At 62.9% G+C, this 15,077-nt stretch carries 13 protein-coding genes (1 of these 13 running past the window's edge); 3 read left to right on the top strand and 10 right to left on the bottom strand.

Features of this window, described 5'->3' with window-relative positions:
- Positions 1-1,329: the 3' portion of a M23 family metallopeptidase gene (locus tag M1E12_RS17185; protein ID WP_479562700.1), read on the top strand. It extends 615 nt beyond the left edge of the window; 1,329 of the gene's 1,944 nt are visible here — the last part of the coding sequence; its start codon lies beyond the left edge, outside the window; the stop codon is at positions 1,327-1,329.
- 76 nt (positions 1,330-1,405) lie between these two features.
- Here the strand turns inward: M1E12_RS17185 and clpB are convergent, their stop codons facing one another.
- The 7 genes from clpB to M1E12_RS17220 all read right to left on the bottom strand — a co-directional run bounded on the left by clpB (position 1,406) and on the right by M1E12_RS17220 (position 11,731).
- Positions 1,406-4,009 (bottom strand): ATP-dependent chaperone ClpB, encoded by a 2,604-nt coding sequence (gene clpB / locus M1E12_RS17190; RefSeq protein WP_479562701.1) that lies wholly within the window; start codon positions 4,007-4,009, stop codon positions 1,406-1,408.
- A gap of 207 nt (positions 4,010-4,216) precedes the next feature.
- A complete protein-coding gene (locus M1E12_RS17195) occupies positions 4,217-4,942 on the bottom strand; it encodes a DUF4167 domain-containing protein (protein ID WP_136539673.1) in 726 nt (241 codons plus the stop codon).
- Between the two features lie 331 nt (positions 4,943-5,273).
- Positions 5,274-6,149 carry a peptide chain release factor N(5)-glutamine methyltransferase gene (prmC, locus tag M1E12_RS17200; RefSeq protein WP_479562702.1) on the bottom strand — a complete coding sequence of 292 codons (876 nt, stop codon included), beginning with the start codon at positions 6,147-6,149 and terminating at the stop codon, positions 5,274-5,276.
- Positions 6,146-7,225, bottom strand: coding sequence for a peptide chain release factor 1 (gene prfA, locus M1E12_RS17205; RefSeq protein ID WP_136539669.1), 1,080 nt, complete (start codon positions 7,223-7,225; stop codon positions 6,146-6,148). The genes prmC and prfA overlap by 4 nt, the downstream gene beginning before the upstream one ends.
- A gap of 28 nt (positions 7,226-7,253) precedes the next feature.
- Positions 7,254-9,521 (bottom strand): phosphoenolpyruvate--protein phosphotransferase, encoded by a 2,268-nt coding sequence (gene ptsP, locus M1E12_RS17210; protein WP_113462143.1) that lies wholly within the window; start codon positions 9,519-9,521, stop codon positions 7,254-7,256.
- Positions 9,522-9,607: 86 nt separating this feature from the next.
- Positions 9,608-10,882, bottom strand: a complete 1,275-nt coding sequence (locus M1E12_RS17215; protein ID WP_479562703.1) for an aspartate kinase — start codon at positions 10,880-10,882, stop codon at positions 9,608-9,610.
- A 261-nt stretch (positions 10,883-11,143) separates the two neighbouring features.
- Positions 11,144-11,731: an SH3 domain-containing protein gene (locus M1E12_RS17220; protein WP_479562704.1), complete on the bottom strand. Its 588-nt coding sequence runs from the start codon at positions 11,729-11,731 to the stop codon at positions 11,144-11,146.
- 168 nt (positions 11,732-11,899) lie between these two features.
- On the opposite strand from M1E12_RS17220, the gene ubiG reads away from it, so the two are divergent.
- Both ubiG and M1E12_RS17230 read left to right on the top strand, forming a co-directional pair.
- On the top strand, positions 11,900-12,655 hold the full coding sequence (ubiG, locus tag M1E12_RS17225; RefSeq protein ID WP_479562705.1) for a bifunctional 2-polyprenyl-6-hydroxyphenol methylase/3-demethylubiquinol 3-O-methyltransferase UbiG: 756 nt from the start codon (positions 11,900-11,902) through the stop codon (positions 12,653-12,655).
- Complete coding sequence (locus tag M1E12_RS17230; RefSeq protein WP_479562706.1) at positions 12,652-13,203, top strand: DUF924 family protein; 552 nt, start codon at positions 12,652-12,654, stop codon at positions 13,201-13,203. The genes ubiG and M1E12_RS17230 overlap by 4 nt, the downstream gene beginning before the upstream one ends.
- A gap of 6 nt (positions 13,204-13,209) precedes the next feature.
- On the opposite strand, the gene M1E12_RS17235 is transcribed toward M1E12_RS17230, so the two are convergent.
- From M1E12_RS17235 to M1E12_RS17245, 3 genes are read right to left on the bottom strand one after another with little or no spacing between them, the layout of a single operon-like run.
- Entirely contained in the window at positions 13,210-13,794 is a 585-nt protein-coding gene (locus M1E12_RS17235; RefSeq protein ID WP_479562707.1) for a DUF3291 domain-containing protein, read from the bottom strand.
- The gene (locus M1E12_RS17240; protein ID WP_113462135.1) at positions 13,791-14,219 is read right to left on the bottom strand and encodes a DUF1178 family protein; all 429 of its coding nucleotides are present in this window, start codon (positions 14,217-14,219) and stop codon (positions 13,791-13,793) included. The genes M1E12_RS17235 and M1E12_RS17240 overlap by 4 nt, the downstream gene beginning before the upstream one ends.
- A complete protein-coding gene (locus M1E12_RS17245; protein ID WP_479562708.1) occupies positions 14,216-15,073 on the bottom strand; it encodes a carbon-nitrogen hydrolase family protein in 858 nt (285 codons plus the stop codon). The genes M1E12_RS17240 and M1E12_RS17245 overlap by 4 nt, the downstream gene beginning before the upstream one ends.
- Positions 15,074-15,077: the final 4 nt, after the last annotated feature.

Raw genomic sequence — 15,077 nt, forward strand, 5'->3', positions numbered from 1 at the left:
TCCAACGGATCGGTGCTGACCGATGGCAATACCCAGGTCGCCGCGCTCTATTATATCGATCCACGCCGCTTCGACACGGAGGACACCGGCCTCGATCTCGCCGTCGGCATGACGGCGCGTATCGTCGAGGAAAATATGAGCATCGCCGAGCCCGAGATCATCACGCCGATGACCCCGGAATATGCCGATGACATCCTGCCCGCGCGCCGGCCGCAATCGGTCGCCGCCCTGATGACGGCCGCCGGCTATCCCGCCGCCAAGGCCGAGGATGTCGGCGAGGCGCTGGCCCCCTTCATGCGCAATCCGGAACTGGTCGAAGGCGACATCATTCGGATCGGCCTCTTGCAGCGCGGCGACGAAGTGCGGCTCGTGCGCTTTTCGCTCTACAACCGGACCGAACACATCGCGACGCTTGCCGTCAACGACGCGGGCCGCCTTGTCGAGGGGTCGGAACCGCCGGTCATAGACGCGATCGCCGGCGCTTTCGACAGCTCACAGCCGACCATGATGTCAGGGCGTGATCTGCCGCGGGTCTATGACGGCATCTACCGCGCAGCCCTGTCCTACGGCATGAACCAGGATCTAACCGCGCAGGTCATCCGGCTGCTGGCAGCCAATGTCGATTTCCAGGCACAGCTCAAGCCGACCGACATGCTGGAAGCCGTCTTCTCCGTCACCGATGACGAAGGCAAGGCGACCGACGACAGCGAGCTTCTGTATGTGCGTGCCCGCTTCGGCGACACGATCACCCAGTTCTACCGCTTCCAGGATCCGGAAGACGGCTCGATCGATTATTTCGACGAGAACGGCAAGTCGATCCGCCAGTTCCTGCTCAGAAATCCCGTGCCGAACGGTCGTTTCACCTCGGGCTTTGGCATGCGCCGGCATCCGATCCTCGGTTATTCGCGCATGCATACCGGCGTCGACTGGGCAGCCCCGCGCGGCACGCCGATCATCGCGTCGGGCAATGGTGTCGTCGAAAAGGCGGGCTGGGCCTCGGGCTATGGCAATCAGACCCTGATCCGTCATGCCAATGGCTATGTCACCTCCTACAACCACCAGAGCGGCATCGCCAAGGGCATCGTGCCCGGCGCCAAGGTCAAGCAGGGCCAGGTGATCGGTTTCGTCGGATCCACCGGTTCGTCCACCGGCTCACACCTGCATTACGAACTGATTGTCAACGGCACCAAGGTCGATGCCATGAAGGTGCGCCTGCCCGGCGGCAAGGCCCTGGAGGGACCGGCCCTTGCCGCCTTCCAGCAGGAGCGCCAGCGTATCGATACCCTGCTGCAGACGGGCGGGCGTCCGGCCCAGGTCGCAAGCCGATAGGCGGCAGCAACAGCGTCCAAATGCAAACGGCGGCCCGCAAGGACCGCCGTTTTTGTTTCAGAAGATGTGCCGCACGTTAGGCCGCAGCACTCACCGCCCCCTTGGGCGCGATCAACAGCCGGTCGCTTCCGGCCTCGATCGTCACCTCGGATCCATCCAGCACATGGCCCGAGAGGATCTGCTCGGCGAGCGGATCCTGCAGGTATTTCTGGATCACCCGCTTCAGCGGCCGGGCGCCATAGACCGGATCGTACCCCTTGTCCGCAAGCCAGGCCCGGGCGTCCGGGGCGAGATCGATGACGATCTTGCGTTCGGAAAGCAGCGACAGGAGCCGCTTCATCTGGATGTCGACGATCGCGCCCATCTCCGTCCGGCGCAGCCGGTGGAAGAGGATGATCTCGTCGACACGGTTCAGGAATTCCGGCCGGAACGAGGCTTTCACCACTTCCATCACCTGGTCGCGAACCTGGTCGACATCCTGATCCTCGCCGAGCGAGGTCAGGTAATCGGCCCCGAGGTTCGAGGTCATGATGATGATCGTGTTCTTGAAGTCGACCGTCCGACCCTGTCCATCCGTCAGACGCCCGTCATCGAGCACCTGCAGGAGCACGTTGAAGACGTCAGGATGCGCCTTCTCGATCTCGTCGAACAGCACGACCTGGTAGGGCTTGCGCCGAACCGCTTCCGTCAGCGCCCCGCCCTCCTCGTAACCGACATAGCCGGGAGGCGCCCCGATCAGTCGGGCAACGGAGTGTTTCTCCATATATTCCGACATGTCGAGCCGGACCATCGCGGTCTCGTCATCGAACAGGAAACGCGCGAGCGACTTGGTGAGCTCGGTCTTGCCCACACCCGTGGGGCCGAGGAAGATGAACGAGCCGATCGGCCGGTTCGGATCCTGAAGACCGGCACGGGCGCGACGGACGGCACGCGACACGGCCTGGACTGCATCCCCCTGACCGACGACCGATTTGGCAAGCTCGTCTTCCATGCGAAGCAGCTTGTCGCGCTCGCCTTCCAGCATCTTGTCGACCGGAATCCCGGTCCAGCGCGACACGACATGGGCGATGCCATCGGGGGTGACGACTTCCTGCACCATGTTGCCGGCAGCCGAGCCGTCCTGGGCTTCCGCGTCCACCAGCTCCTTCTCGAGCTTCGGGATTACCCCGTAGGCGAGCTCGCCCGCACGCTGGAACTCGCCCTGACGCTGTGCGATGGCAAGTTCATTGCGGGCTTCATCGAGCTGGCGCTTGAGGTCGGCAGCCAGGCCCAGCTTCTGCTTTTCCGCCTGCCAGCGGGCCGTCAGCGCATCCGCTTCTTCCTCGAGCGAGGTGAGCTCGGTTTCGAGACGGGTCAGCCGGTCGGCCGAGGCCGCATCGGTTTCCTTCTTCAAGGCCTCGCGCTCGATCTTCAGCTGGATGATACGGCGATCGAGTTCGTCGAGCTCTTCGGGCTTCGAATCCACCTGCATACGAAGCCGCGAGGCGGCCTCGTCCATCAGGTCGATTGCCTTGTCGGGCAGGAAGCGGTCGGTGATGTAGCGGTTCGACAGGGTCGCCGCCGCCACGAGAGCCGAGTCCGAGATCCGCACCTTGTGGTGCTGCTCGTATTTCTCCTTCAGGCCGCGCAGGATCGAGATCGTGTCTTCCACGGTCGGCTCATCGACCATGACCGGCTGGAAACGCCGGGCAAGGGCCGGATCCTTCTCGACATGCTTGCGATATTCATCGAGCGTCGTGGCACCCACGCAATGCAGCTCGCCGCGCGCCAGAGCGGGCTTCAGCAGGTTCGAGGCGTCCATCGCGCCATCGGCCTTGCCGGCGCCGACCAGCGTATGCATCTCGTCGATGAACAGGATGATCTCGCCATTCTCCGCCTGCACTTCGTTGAGCACGGCCTTCAGCCGTTCCTCGAATTCGCCGCGATATTTGGCACCCGCGATCAAGGCACCCATGTCGAGCGCCATCAGCTTCTTGTCTTTCAGGCTTTCCGGCACGTCACCATTGACGATGCGCAAGGCAAGCCCTTCGGCGATTGCCGTCTTGCCGACGCCGGGTTCACCGATCAGCACGGGATTGTTCTTGGTGCGGCGGGACAGAACCTGGATCGTCCGGCGGATCTCGTCGTCACGGCCGATGACCGGATCGAGCTTGCCTTCGCGGGCTTCTGCCGTCAGATCACGGGCATATTTCTTCAGCGCGTCGAAACCGGCCTCGGCATTGGCGCCATCGGCGGTGCGACCCTTGCGGACCTCGTTGATCACCTGGTTGAGGGCATTCGCCGTCACGCCACCCTTTTTCAGTGACGCCGACGTCGATGCAGAGGATTCGATCGCGAGTGCCAGCAGCAAGCGCTCGACGGTGACAAAACTGTCGCCGGCCTTCTTCGCCGCATCTTCGGCGGTCGAAAAGACCTTGGCCAGGGGCTGCGCCAGATAGACCTGCCCATTGCCGCCCGAAACCTTCGGAAGCTTGGCAAGGGCGGCATCGTTGGCCATGCGCACTTCTTTCGAGTCACCGCCGGCTCGGCTGATCAGCGACGAAGCCATGCCCTGCTCGTCGTCGAGCAGAACTTTCAGCACATGTTCGGGCGTGAATTGCTGGTGCCCCTCCGACAGGGCATAGGTTTGCGCGGACTGCAGAAAACCGCGCACGCGTTCGGAATATTTCTCGATATTCATCGTCACTCTCCGTTTCCCCGCCCTGCCCGCAATCGGCACAGGTCGGATGGTTTGGATGAGGCCCCCGGAAGCGGCGGACCCCGGAGCGGAAACCGCTCTCTTGACCGAGATATGGGAGCGGAATTTTGCCCTTTAAAGAGGCAGATAAACGAAAAACTCCGGGCCGAGGCCCGGAGCTTTGCAATCGTCAATTCGAGCCGGAAAAGCTCATTCGGAAGCGGCCTCGGCCAGCGCCGGGGCGTCGCCTCCCTCGCCGTTCGCGCCCTCGCCGCCTTCGTCTGCAGCAGCGCTGCGACGGGGCTGGCGACGCGGACGGTTTCCGGCGTTGCGGCGACGCGGCTGGCGCTCGCCGCCGGCTTCGGCGGCACTTTCGGCGGCTGCGGCTGCGGCTTCCGCCGGCATGTCCTCGATCACCGGCTGCGGACCCGATCCGGCAATTTCCGGCTGTGGCTGCGGCTGCGGCTCGCGCTGACGGCGCTCATGCTGCTGGCCGCGGTTCTGCTGCTGCGGTTGGGGCTGCTGCTGGTTGCCGCGATCGCTGGCCTGGGCGCCATTGTCGTCCGAACCGTCGAAATCCTCGCCGTCGCGCTCGCTGTAATCCTGGCGATCGTTTTGATCGTCGCGATCGTCACGCTGGAAGCGTTCCTGCATCTGCGCCTGGGCGGCCGCGATGATGCGGTTGTAGTGCTCGGCATGCTGCAGGTAGTTTTCCGCCATGACGCGGTCGCCGGCGCTCTGGGCGTCGCGTGCGAGCGTGGCGTACTTCTCTGCAATATGCTGGGCAGTGCCGCGGATCTTTATGTCAGGGCCGGAGCTGTCATAGGTCCGGGTCAGCGGGTTCTGGCCCTTGCGGTTGAAATTGTTGTTTCCACCGCCGCCGCCGCCATTATTGTTACGCCCCCGACCACGCTTGTTCTGCTGTCCTGGCCTCATAGATGCTTCACCTGAATGTCTTTGTTGTGCTGATAAAGGGCAATGCCATTGGCTCTGGTTGAACCGGACCAAGGATCCACGCGCCGCCGACAGACCGCGCTCTCGCCTTGCTCGCCGCTGGTGAAAGTCGAGTTTACTGAGTTACGCAACAGTCCTGTCGTGCTTCGCCGAGTTCGACAGCGAACCTTTTTCGAAGCCGGCCCAGTCGCGAACGAATCTTCGTTCTTTCCCCGCCGCCCGTTGCGTGCCCGCAAACTATTACGCTTCATTCGGAAAACCAAGCCTTTTTCTCGGTTTCCCGAAATTATCCTTAGCAGACGCAGCAAAGCCGCTAATCAAGGTTAAGCGCAAACACCAGGACACGGTCGTTGCCGCCATAGTCCCGGCGCTCTTCCAGAAGAGAAAAGCCTGCTAGTTCAAAGATTTGAACGACCTCATTCCGTTGATCGAAGCCGATCTCGAGCCCCACCACGCCATGCGTCTCGAGGTGTCCCGGCGCGGCTTCCGCAATCGCGCGATAGGCGTCGAGACCATCGGACCCTCCGTCGAGTGCTGCCATCGGATCATACTTCACCACCTCGGGTTCCAGGCCAGCAACCACTGCGCTGCGGATATAGGGTGGGTTGGAAACGATGATGTCGAAGCGTTCCGGCGTCTGGTCAAACCATGGACCGGGTCTCGTCGCAAAGCGCGCGGACAGTCCGTTGCACTCTGCATTGTCTTGGGCAGTCCTCAACGCGTCTTGTGAAATATCGACCCCGATGGCCTCGGCCTCTGGGCATTCTGATAACAACGCGAGCGCAATGGCTCCGGTTCCCGTTCCAAGATCGACGATCTTCGGTTGACGACCTTCAAGCACCATAGACCGGAGATGTGGCAAGATCACGTCAACGAGGATTTCGGTATCGGGTCGCGGTTCAAGCGTTCCGGCGGATAGGGTCAGATCGAGCCCATAAAAGTCGCGGCGCCCCAGGATCCGGTAAACCGGCTCCCGCGCGAGCCTTCGCAGGATCGCCTGCTCGACTTGGGCAACCATCGCGCTTGAGACGGGCTCGTCCCCGTGCAGCAGCAGCGCGCTAGCGTCAAGGTTCAGCAGTCCGCAAACCAGGATCCGTGCATCCGTCGCCGTATCGACCAAGCCGGCTTCGGCAAACCGACGGCGGGCCTCGGCGATGAGAGATTTCGCCGAGGGCGCTCCGGCACTCATTGCGTCTCGCCGAGCTGAGCGAGCTGGCCCGCCTGGTAGTCGGAGATCAAGGCATCGAGCATTTCGTCGAGGTCGCCTTCGATCATCTTGTCGAGCTTGTAGAGCGTCAGGTTGATCCGGTGATCCGTCACACGGCCCTGCGGGAAATTATAGGTCCGGATGCGCTCCGACCGGTCGCCCGAGCCGACCTGGCTCTTGCGGTTGGCGGAACGCTCGCTGTCCATCTTCTGCCGTTCGATGTCGTAGAGTCTCGACCGCAGCACCTGCATCGCCTTGGCGCGGTTCTGGTGCTGCGACTTTTCCGACGAGGTCACGATCAGCCCCGTCGGCAGGTGCGTGATGCGCACGGCCGAGTCGGTCGTGTTAACGTGCTGGCCGCCGGCGCCCGACGATCGCATCGTGTCGATCCGGATGTCTTCGGGCCGGATTTCAATATCGATCTCCTCGGCCTCCGGCAGAACAGCAACGGTTGCCGCAGACGTATGAATACGTCCGCTCGCTTCCGTCTCCGGAACGCGCTGCACCCGGTGAACGCCGGATTCGAATTTCAGCCTGGAGAAGACGCCCCGCCCGCTGATTGTCGCGATGATTTCCTTGAAACCACCCGCTTCTCCTTCGCTGGCGGAGAGGACCTCGACCTTCCAGCCCTTGGTCGAGGCAAAGCGCTCATACATGCGGAAAAGATCGCCGGCGAAGAGGGCAGCTTCCGATCCGCCCGTGCCGGCGCGGATTTCGAGGATCGCGCTCTTCTCGTCGGCGGCATCCTTCGGCAGGAGCAGGATCTGTATCTCGCCTTCGAGCGTCTCGATCCGGCTCTCCACCTCCGGCAGCTCCATATCCGCGAGATCGCGCATCTCCCGGTCGGTCGCCTTGTCGGCAAGCATGGCGCGCAGGTCGGCCGCTTCGCCGGTCGCCGCTTCATAGGCGCGGATCTTCTTCACCACGGGCTCGAGTTCGGAATACTCGGAAGCCAGCTTCACATAGACATCGGCTGCCGGTCCTGCCGACATTCGCGCCTCGATCTCGCCGAACCGGCGCTCAAGCTCGCGCATTTTCTCGACAGGAAGCTTCGCCACCCTTTACTCCAAGGTCAGTCGCCAAAAATCAGACGGGGATATTGTGCTCTTCCGCATGGCGGACCAGCAGGTCGCGCACTGACACGCCCGGGGTGTCGTCGTCAAGCGCAGCCGTCAGAACCTCCGACAAGCGGCCGACATCCAACCCGAGCAGCATGGCCTTGACCGGGCCGATTGCCGTCGGTGACATCGAAATCGAGCGGAAGCCGATCCCGAGCAGCGCCATGGCGGAAAGCGGCTTCGACGCCATTTCCCCGCAGAGCGTGACCGGCGTTTTGTTGCGCTCGGAGGCGCGCACGATATCCCGCAGGATCCGGAGGAACGGACGACCCAGCACATCGAAGCGATCCGACACGCGCGCATTGCCGCGATCAACCGCCATGGCGAACTGGAACAGGTCGTTCGAGCCGACCGAAACGAAATCCACCTCGTCCATCAGCTCATCGAGCTGCCAGAGCAGCGCCGGCACTTCGAGCATAGCGCCGAACTGCAGCTTCTTCGGCAGCTGATGGCCGAATTTGGAGATATGCTGGATCTCCTTCTGCATCAGCTCGCGCACCTGCCGGATCTCCGAAACCTCGGTCACCATGGGCAGCATCATCTTGAGCTCGGCACCGGAGGCGGCTTTCAACAGCGCGCGCAACTGGGTGCGCAGCAGGCCCGGCCTGTCGAGCGACAGGCGGATCGCCCGCCAGCCCAGGGCCGGGTTTTCCTCTTCCTGGCTGCGGAAATAAGGAACGACCTTGTCCCCGCCGATATCGAGCGTGCGGAACGTGACCGGGCGCCCATCGGCCTGCTTCAGCACATTCCGGTAGAAGCTCTCCTGCTCCTCGCCCTTCGGCATGGTCGAGGAGATCATGAACTGCAGCTCGGTCCGGAAGAGCCCGATGCCATCGGCGCCGGAATCGGCCAGCTGCGGCAGGTCGACCAGCAGGCCGGCATTCATCTGCAGCTTGATCCGATGCCCGTCCTTGGTCACCGGCTCGACATCGCGCAGGGCGCGAAACTGTTCCTGCCGACGGGCGCGCAGCCGCACCTTCTCCTCATAGGCCTTCTGCAGGTCGCCGACCGGGCGCACATGCACCTTGCCGTCATCGCCGTCGATGATGACGGGATCGCCGTTTTCCGCGAGCGCGACGGCACCGGCCGCCTGACCAACGACGGCAATACCCATGGCGCGGGCCACGATCACCACATGGCTCGTGACCGCACCTTCTTCGAGTACGAGGCCGCGCAGATTGGCGCGCGGATAGTCGAGAAGCTCGGCCGCCCCCATGGCGCGCGCAAAGACGATCGCATCGTTCGGAAAGCCTTCGGCGGCACTGTGCGGCGAAAAGCCGGTGAGCTGGCGCAGCAAGCGGTTCGCAAGATCGTCGAAGTCATGCATCCGCTCGCGCAGATAAGGATCCGTCAGGCGCATCATGCGCGCCTTGGTGTCGCTTTGCACCTTCTCGACCGCGGCTTCCGCCGTCAGGCCGTTATGGATCGCCTCTTCCATGCGCCGCACCCAGCCCTGGTCATGGGCGAACATGCGGTAGGTCTCGAGCACGTCGCGATGCTCGCCTTCCATGGAGATCTCGCGCCGCGACAGCATGTCGTCGATCGAGATGCGCAGCGAACCCAAAGCCGTTGCCAGTCGACGGATTTCAGTTTCGCTGTCTTCGTTCAGCAGGTTGGTGACGACGATGCGCGGCTCGTGCAGCACGACATAACCAAGGCCGATGCCTTCGGAATAGCTGTCGCCCTCGATCGTCACCGGACGCGTCAGATCGAGCTCGAGCCCCGGTCGCGTGATCTTCTTGAGCTCGCCGGTCGCAATCATCTCGGCGATGACCATCGCGGTCGTCTCGAGTGCTTCGAGCTCATCCTCGCGATAATTGCGCTGCGCCTTGTTCTGCACGACGAGAACGCCAAGGCTTCGCCCTGCGCGCAGGATCGGCACCCCGAGGAAGGAGTGGTAGATCTCTTCGCCGGTTTCCGGCAGGTAGCGGAAGGCCGGATGCGCCTGAGCATCCGAAAGATTGAGGGACTGGGCAGAGGCCGCGATCGTGCCGACGAGACCCTGACCCATCTTCAGCTGGGCCAGGTGAACCGCGTCCTTGTTCAGACCTTCGGTCGCGTAGAGTTCGAGCACCCCGTCGGAGCGCAGCACATAGACGGAGCACACCTCTGCGACCATGTTGTTCGCGATCTGGCGAACGATCCGATCCAGTCGCTCCTGCGGCTCGAGCGGCTCCGCCATCAGTTCGCGCAGCCGCTTGAGGAGGACGCGGGGACCCGCAGAAAGGTCTCTCATCGCGTTTGTGCTCCACTTCCCATTGGTCAGCGGATTGTTACCCTTACCTTTTCAGGGGTCGGGTCACGCCTGTCCGCTCTCAGGAATCAATTCTTATCCAGACCGTAGCAGGAATGCAAAGTCCGAACCGCAAGCTCGGCATAGGGACCGTCGATCAGGATCGAGATCTTGATCTCCGAGGTGGTGATCGCCTTGATGTTGATGCCCTTGTCGGCCAGCGCACGGAAAGCGGTCGCGGCAACGCCCGCATGGCTGCGCATGCCAATGCCGATGACGGAAACCTTGACGAGACCCTTCTCGCTCTGGACTACGTCGAAGCCGATCTTTTCCTTGTTGGAGCCGAGAACGGCAAGCGCCTTGTCCACGTCGCCCGAGGGCACGGTGAAGGTCATGTCGGTCTTCGAACCATCTTCCGAGATGTTCTGGACGATCATGTCGACATTGATGTGGGACTCGGCGAGCGGTCCGAAGATCGCGGCAGACACACCCGGCCGGTCGGCCAGGCGGCGCAGCGAAATCTGGGCTTCATCCTTGGCATAGGCAATACCGGTGACGACTTCCTGTTCCACGATCTCTTCCTCATCGCAAATCAACGTACCGGGCGGGTTCATCAGATCGCCCATGCCCGGCGCATCGGGATCTTCAAAGCTGGAGCGCACGAAGGTGCGGACCTTGTGCACCATGGCGAGTTCGACGGAGCGGACCTGCAGCACCTTGGCGCCGAGCGAGGCCATTTCGAGCATTTCCTCGAAGGCGATCTTCTTCAGGCGGCGTGCCTTCGGCTCGATGCGCGGATCGGTCGTGTAGACGCCATCGACGTCGGTATAGATGTCGCAACGGTCGGCCTTCACGCCGGCCGCAATGGCAACGGCAGAGGTATCCGAGCCGCCACGGCCAAGCGTCGCGATGCGGTTGTCGGGACCGATGCCCTGGAAGCCGGCGACGACGGCCACCTGACCCTCGCCCATGCGGCGAATGATATCGGCGCCATCGATCTCCTGGATACGGGCCGCGCCATGGGCGTTATCGGTCTTGATCGGGATCTGCCAGCCCTGCCAGGAGCGGGCATTGATGCCCATTGACTGGAGAGCGATCGCAAGCAGACCTGACGTGACCTGTTCGCCGGACGCCACGACGGCATCATATTCGCGCGCATCGTAGAACGGCGAGTCGGCACCGGCCACCTTGGGCATGTTCTGCACCCAGTCGACCAGCTCGTTCGTCTTGCCGGACATGGCCGAGACGACGACGGCCACTTCGTGACCCGCATCCACTTCGCGTTTCACATGGCGCGCGACGTTATAGATGCGTTCCAGATTGGCGACGGACGTCCCGCCGAACTTCATGACGATGCGAGCCATAGACTTGAACCATATGCCCTAGAAAGACGCCGGAAACTCCGGCACAAAAATCACAAGCCTGAGCAGAAAGCCTCAGGTTGCGGGGCTTTTAGTCTATATGTTCCCGGGGCGCAACGGCCACTTGCCCCCCAAACGGTACGGCACATCCGGCCTTTTTCAAGTAGGTAGCCGGCAAAGCTGGGCTATCCCTCCCAGGCACCGGCACGCAAAAAGGGGGCTCGAAAGCCCCCTTTGTGATCTTCGACCATCCGATAAAACTGCTCAGCGGCAGGCGCTCGGATCGCGCTCGCAGCGCTGCTGCTGCATCATGCGACGCAGCGGATGCCGATCGCGGTCATCCATGTCTCTGGAGTTTTCCTGCCTGCGGCGGTCGTCGTCCCGCCATCTGCGGTCGTTGTCGGCGCGGCGATCGCGGTCGCGGTCCCGGTCACGACGGTCGTCTCGCCAGTCGTTATCGCGCCAGCGGTCACGATCGCGATAGAAAGAGCGTCCGCGATAGTGGTCATCCCAATAACGTCCGATGCTGAAGGTCACGGTCGGGATGCCGAGCGGGCGATAATATTGCGGCCCGACATAGACCCGGCGCTGCGAATAACTGGTCTGCAGGTAGGATCCCGAAACCCAGCCGCGATAGCCGGCGTAGGAGACGTCGCACCAATTGGCGCTGGAGAGGCACCCCTGAATGTTGACGCGACTGCCCGAGGGGACCACGATCACGGCAGGATAGCGCGTGCTGGGTCCAGACCGCATGTTCACATTGGCCGTCGAAAAGGCCGTGGCGGCCTCGGCAACCGCCGGCAGGGCACCGGCGGACATGGCCAGCGCTGCGATAAACCAGGTTGTTTTCATAGCTTCTTCTCCTGTAGCCCGGGACAAGGCGAACCTCACCCGTTTGAGCCGACAACGTTTCGCCCGCTCATCCGGTTCCTCGCCAGGCAGGCGCCTGCGACGACCGCGCCCTTGACTTTGCAGGCCATCGGGACGACTTCATGGCCAATTGCCGCAGGAGGTTCCATCATGAGTGCAGAAGCACGCACCACCATCGATCAATCCGAGGTCGACCGCTTTTCCGCCATGGCGGCCGAGTGGTGGGATCCGACCGGCAAGTTCAAGCCGCTGCACAAGATCAATCCGGTACGCTTGGCCTACATCCGGGAGAAGGTCATCGAGCATTACGGCCGCGACCCGAAAAGCGCGCGCCCGCTCGAAGGTCTTCGGGTCCTCGATATCGGCTGCGGAGGCGGCTTGCTCTCAGAACCGGTCGCCCGCATGGGCGCGAGCGTGCTCGGCGCGGATGCATCCGAGAAGAACATCAAGATCGCCATGACCCACTCCGCCCAGAGCGGCGTCGATGTCGACTACCGTGCGGTCACGGCGGAAGCGCTGGCTGCCCAGGGTGAGACCTTCGACATCGTGCTCAACATGGAAGTCGTCGAACACGTCGCCGACGTCGATTTCTTCCTGTCGACCTGCGCCTCGATGGTTCGCCCCGGCGGCTTGATGCTGGTCTCCACGATCAATCGCACGCTGAAGGCCGCAGCGCTTGCCATTGTCGGCGCCGAATATGTCCTGCGCTGGCTGCCGCGTGGCACGCATCAGTATGAAAAGCTCGTCCGTCCGGAAGAAATCGAGCGCCCCCTGTCGGCCAACGGCATGCATATCCTTGAAACCAAGGGGGTTTTCTTCAATCCCCTGCAGAACCAGTGGAACCTCTCGGCAGATACCGATGTGAATTACATGATGCTGGCCGCCCGCCCGGGTCAGACGGCATGAGTTCGCCGCACGACGTCATCGAATGCTGGCTCCGCCACGGTCCGGGAGCCTGGTTCTCCCGCAACGAAGCACTCGATGCCGAAATCGAGGCGGACTACGCAGACCTGCACTTCAAGGCGTCACGCTGCGAGCTGTCGGATTGGGAAGAAACGCCGGAAGGCACGCTCGCCCTGCTCCTGTTGCTCGATCAGTTCCCGCGCAATCTCTTTCGCGGCAGCGCCCATTCCTATGCAACGGATTCGCTGGCACGCACGACAGCGCATCGTGCGCTCGCCAAGGGCTTTGACAAGCGCGTCGAACCGGTCCTGCGTCCCTTCTTCTACCTGCCTTTCGAGCACTCGGAAGAGATGGAAGATCAGAGGTTCAGCGTCTCGCTGTTGGAGAAGCATCGCGACGAGACCGGCGATGCCGAGCCACTGAAGTGGGCGATCGTCCATCTCGAACTGATCGAACGCTTCGGCCGCTTCCCGCATCGCAATGCAGCCCTCGGCCGCCAGACGACGGCAGAAGAACAGGCCTATCTCGACGACGATGGCTTCAAGGGCTGAACGGGCTCAGACGGGCAGGGTCTCGACACGCTCGAGCAGGTCGGCCTGCCCACGCGAGTTTTCCGCCGCAAGGGCCTTCACCCGGGCCCTGTCGATGCTGAGCGCGCTTCCATTTGGGCCGAAGGCGGACTTGAAGCTGAAGGCTTCAGGCGTGGGGCCGTGATCGGCGAGCATCTCGAACCGCTTGACCGCCTCCTCCCAGTCCGGTCTCCTGCCGGCAGGCACCCAGAAGAGCACCAGCGGCGGCCATTCCTGCACCATATTCCAGTTGCGCGCGTGCTTGAGGGCGTCCGCATGCACGCCGGTATAGGTGAAGGCCATCAGGCTTTCGATGTCCTGCCAGAGCGAGAGCGACGACACGCCGGCACCATCGCCATGCTGGGCGAGAAAGCGGGGGAAGACGAGAGGACCCCAGCTGCGTGGTCCAGGAACACCCTTGTATCCGGACCTTGCGACAAAACCTGCAGCCCGTTCCGCCGCCGCAAAGTTCATCGGCTCCCGTAGGACGAAGCCGCGAACGGCGGCACTGTTGGAGGCATCGACATGGATGCCGAAATTGTAGATCGCCAGATGGTGGGCGCCCGCCGTCAATTGACGTCGTCCGGCAGGACCGGCAGCGGCGCGATCTCGATGCCTTCCTCGATCAGCGACTTGACCTCGACGGGCGAAGCCTGACCAATGATGCCGCGCGCTTCCGCCTCGCCGTAGTGGATCTTGCGCGCTTCCTCGGGAAACTTCTCGCCGACATCCTCGCTGCTCGCACGGATCTCGCGGATCGCTTCCTTGAGCTTCACAAAGGCCTGTTTCTGTACTTCCGAGACCGCCAGCGCCTGGGTCTCTTCCTTCTGACGCGCCGTCGAGACTGCCGGTGCCATCAGCACCTTCGACACCTCCGGCGAACCGCACACGGGACAGGTCAGATATCCCGATGCCTTCTGACGGTCGAAATCGGCACTTTCGGAAAACCAGCCCTCGAATTCATGCGCTTTTTCGCAGCACAGGGAATAGCGGATCAAACCGTGACGCCTCCCTTGGCCAGCACGGGGGCGATGTCGAGCGCGAAGTCGCGACCATTCTTGAGGTTCGGGATCTTCGCCCGGCAGGCCTTGACCGCCTCTAGATCGATCTCGGCAACAATGACGTCCTCACCGGTCCCACCGGCCGACGCCAGCACCTTGCCCCAAGGCCCGACAATCATCGAATGGCCGAAGGTCTCGCGACCGTCCTCATGCACGCCCGCCTGCGCAGCCGAAATGACATAGGCGCCGTTTTCGATGGCGCGCGCCCGCAGCAGGATCTCCCAATGCGCTTCGCCGGTCTGCTTGGTGAAGGCGGCCGGCGTCGTCAGGATCTCCGCACCCGCCATGGCCTCGGCCCGGAAGAGATGCGGGAAGCGCACATCGTAGCAGACGCCGAAGCCGAGTTTGGCAAAGGGTAGATCCGCGACCACGGCCCGTTCGCCCGGGCGGTAGACCGCGCTTTCGCGCCAGCTCTCGCCATTGTCGAGATCGACGTCGAACATATGGATCTTGTCGTAGGAGGTGATCTTCTTGCCGTCGGGACCGAACAGGAAGGCCCGGTTGGCAATCTTGCCGTCCGCGAGCTTGATGGCCGTCGACCCCACATGCAGATGGATGCCGAGCTCCTCGGCAAGCTCGGAAGCCTTCTTGACGATAAGGTCCGTCTCCTCGTCGCGGAGTACGGCGGCGAGCCCGGCGCGATCCTTCTGCACGGCACCGGTCATTTCCGGCGTCTGCACATAGATCGCCCCGCGTCGCGCGGCCTCGCGCACGAGGCGCGCCATGGCCTCGGCATTCTTCTCCGGATCGACACCGGAGCACATCTGGACGGCAGCAGCCTTGAACACCATGATC

It is taken from the genome of Rhizobium sp. K33 (assembly GCF_056501445.1).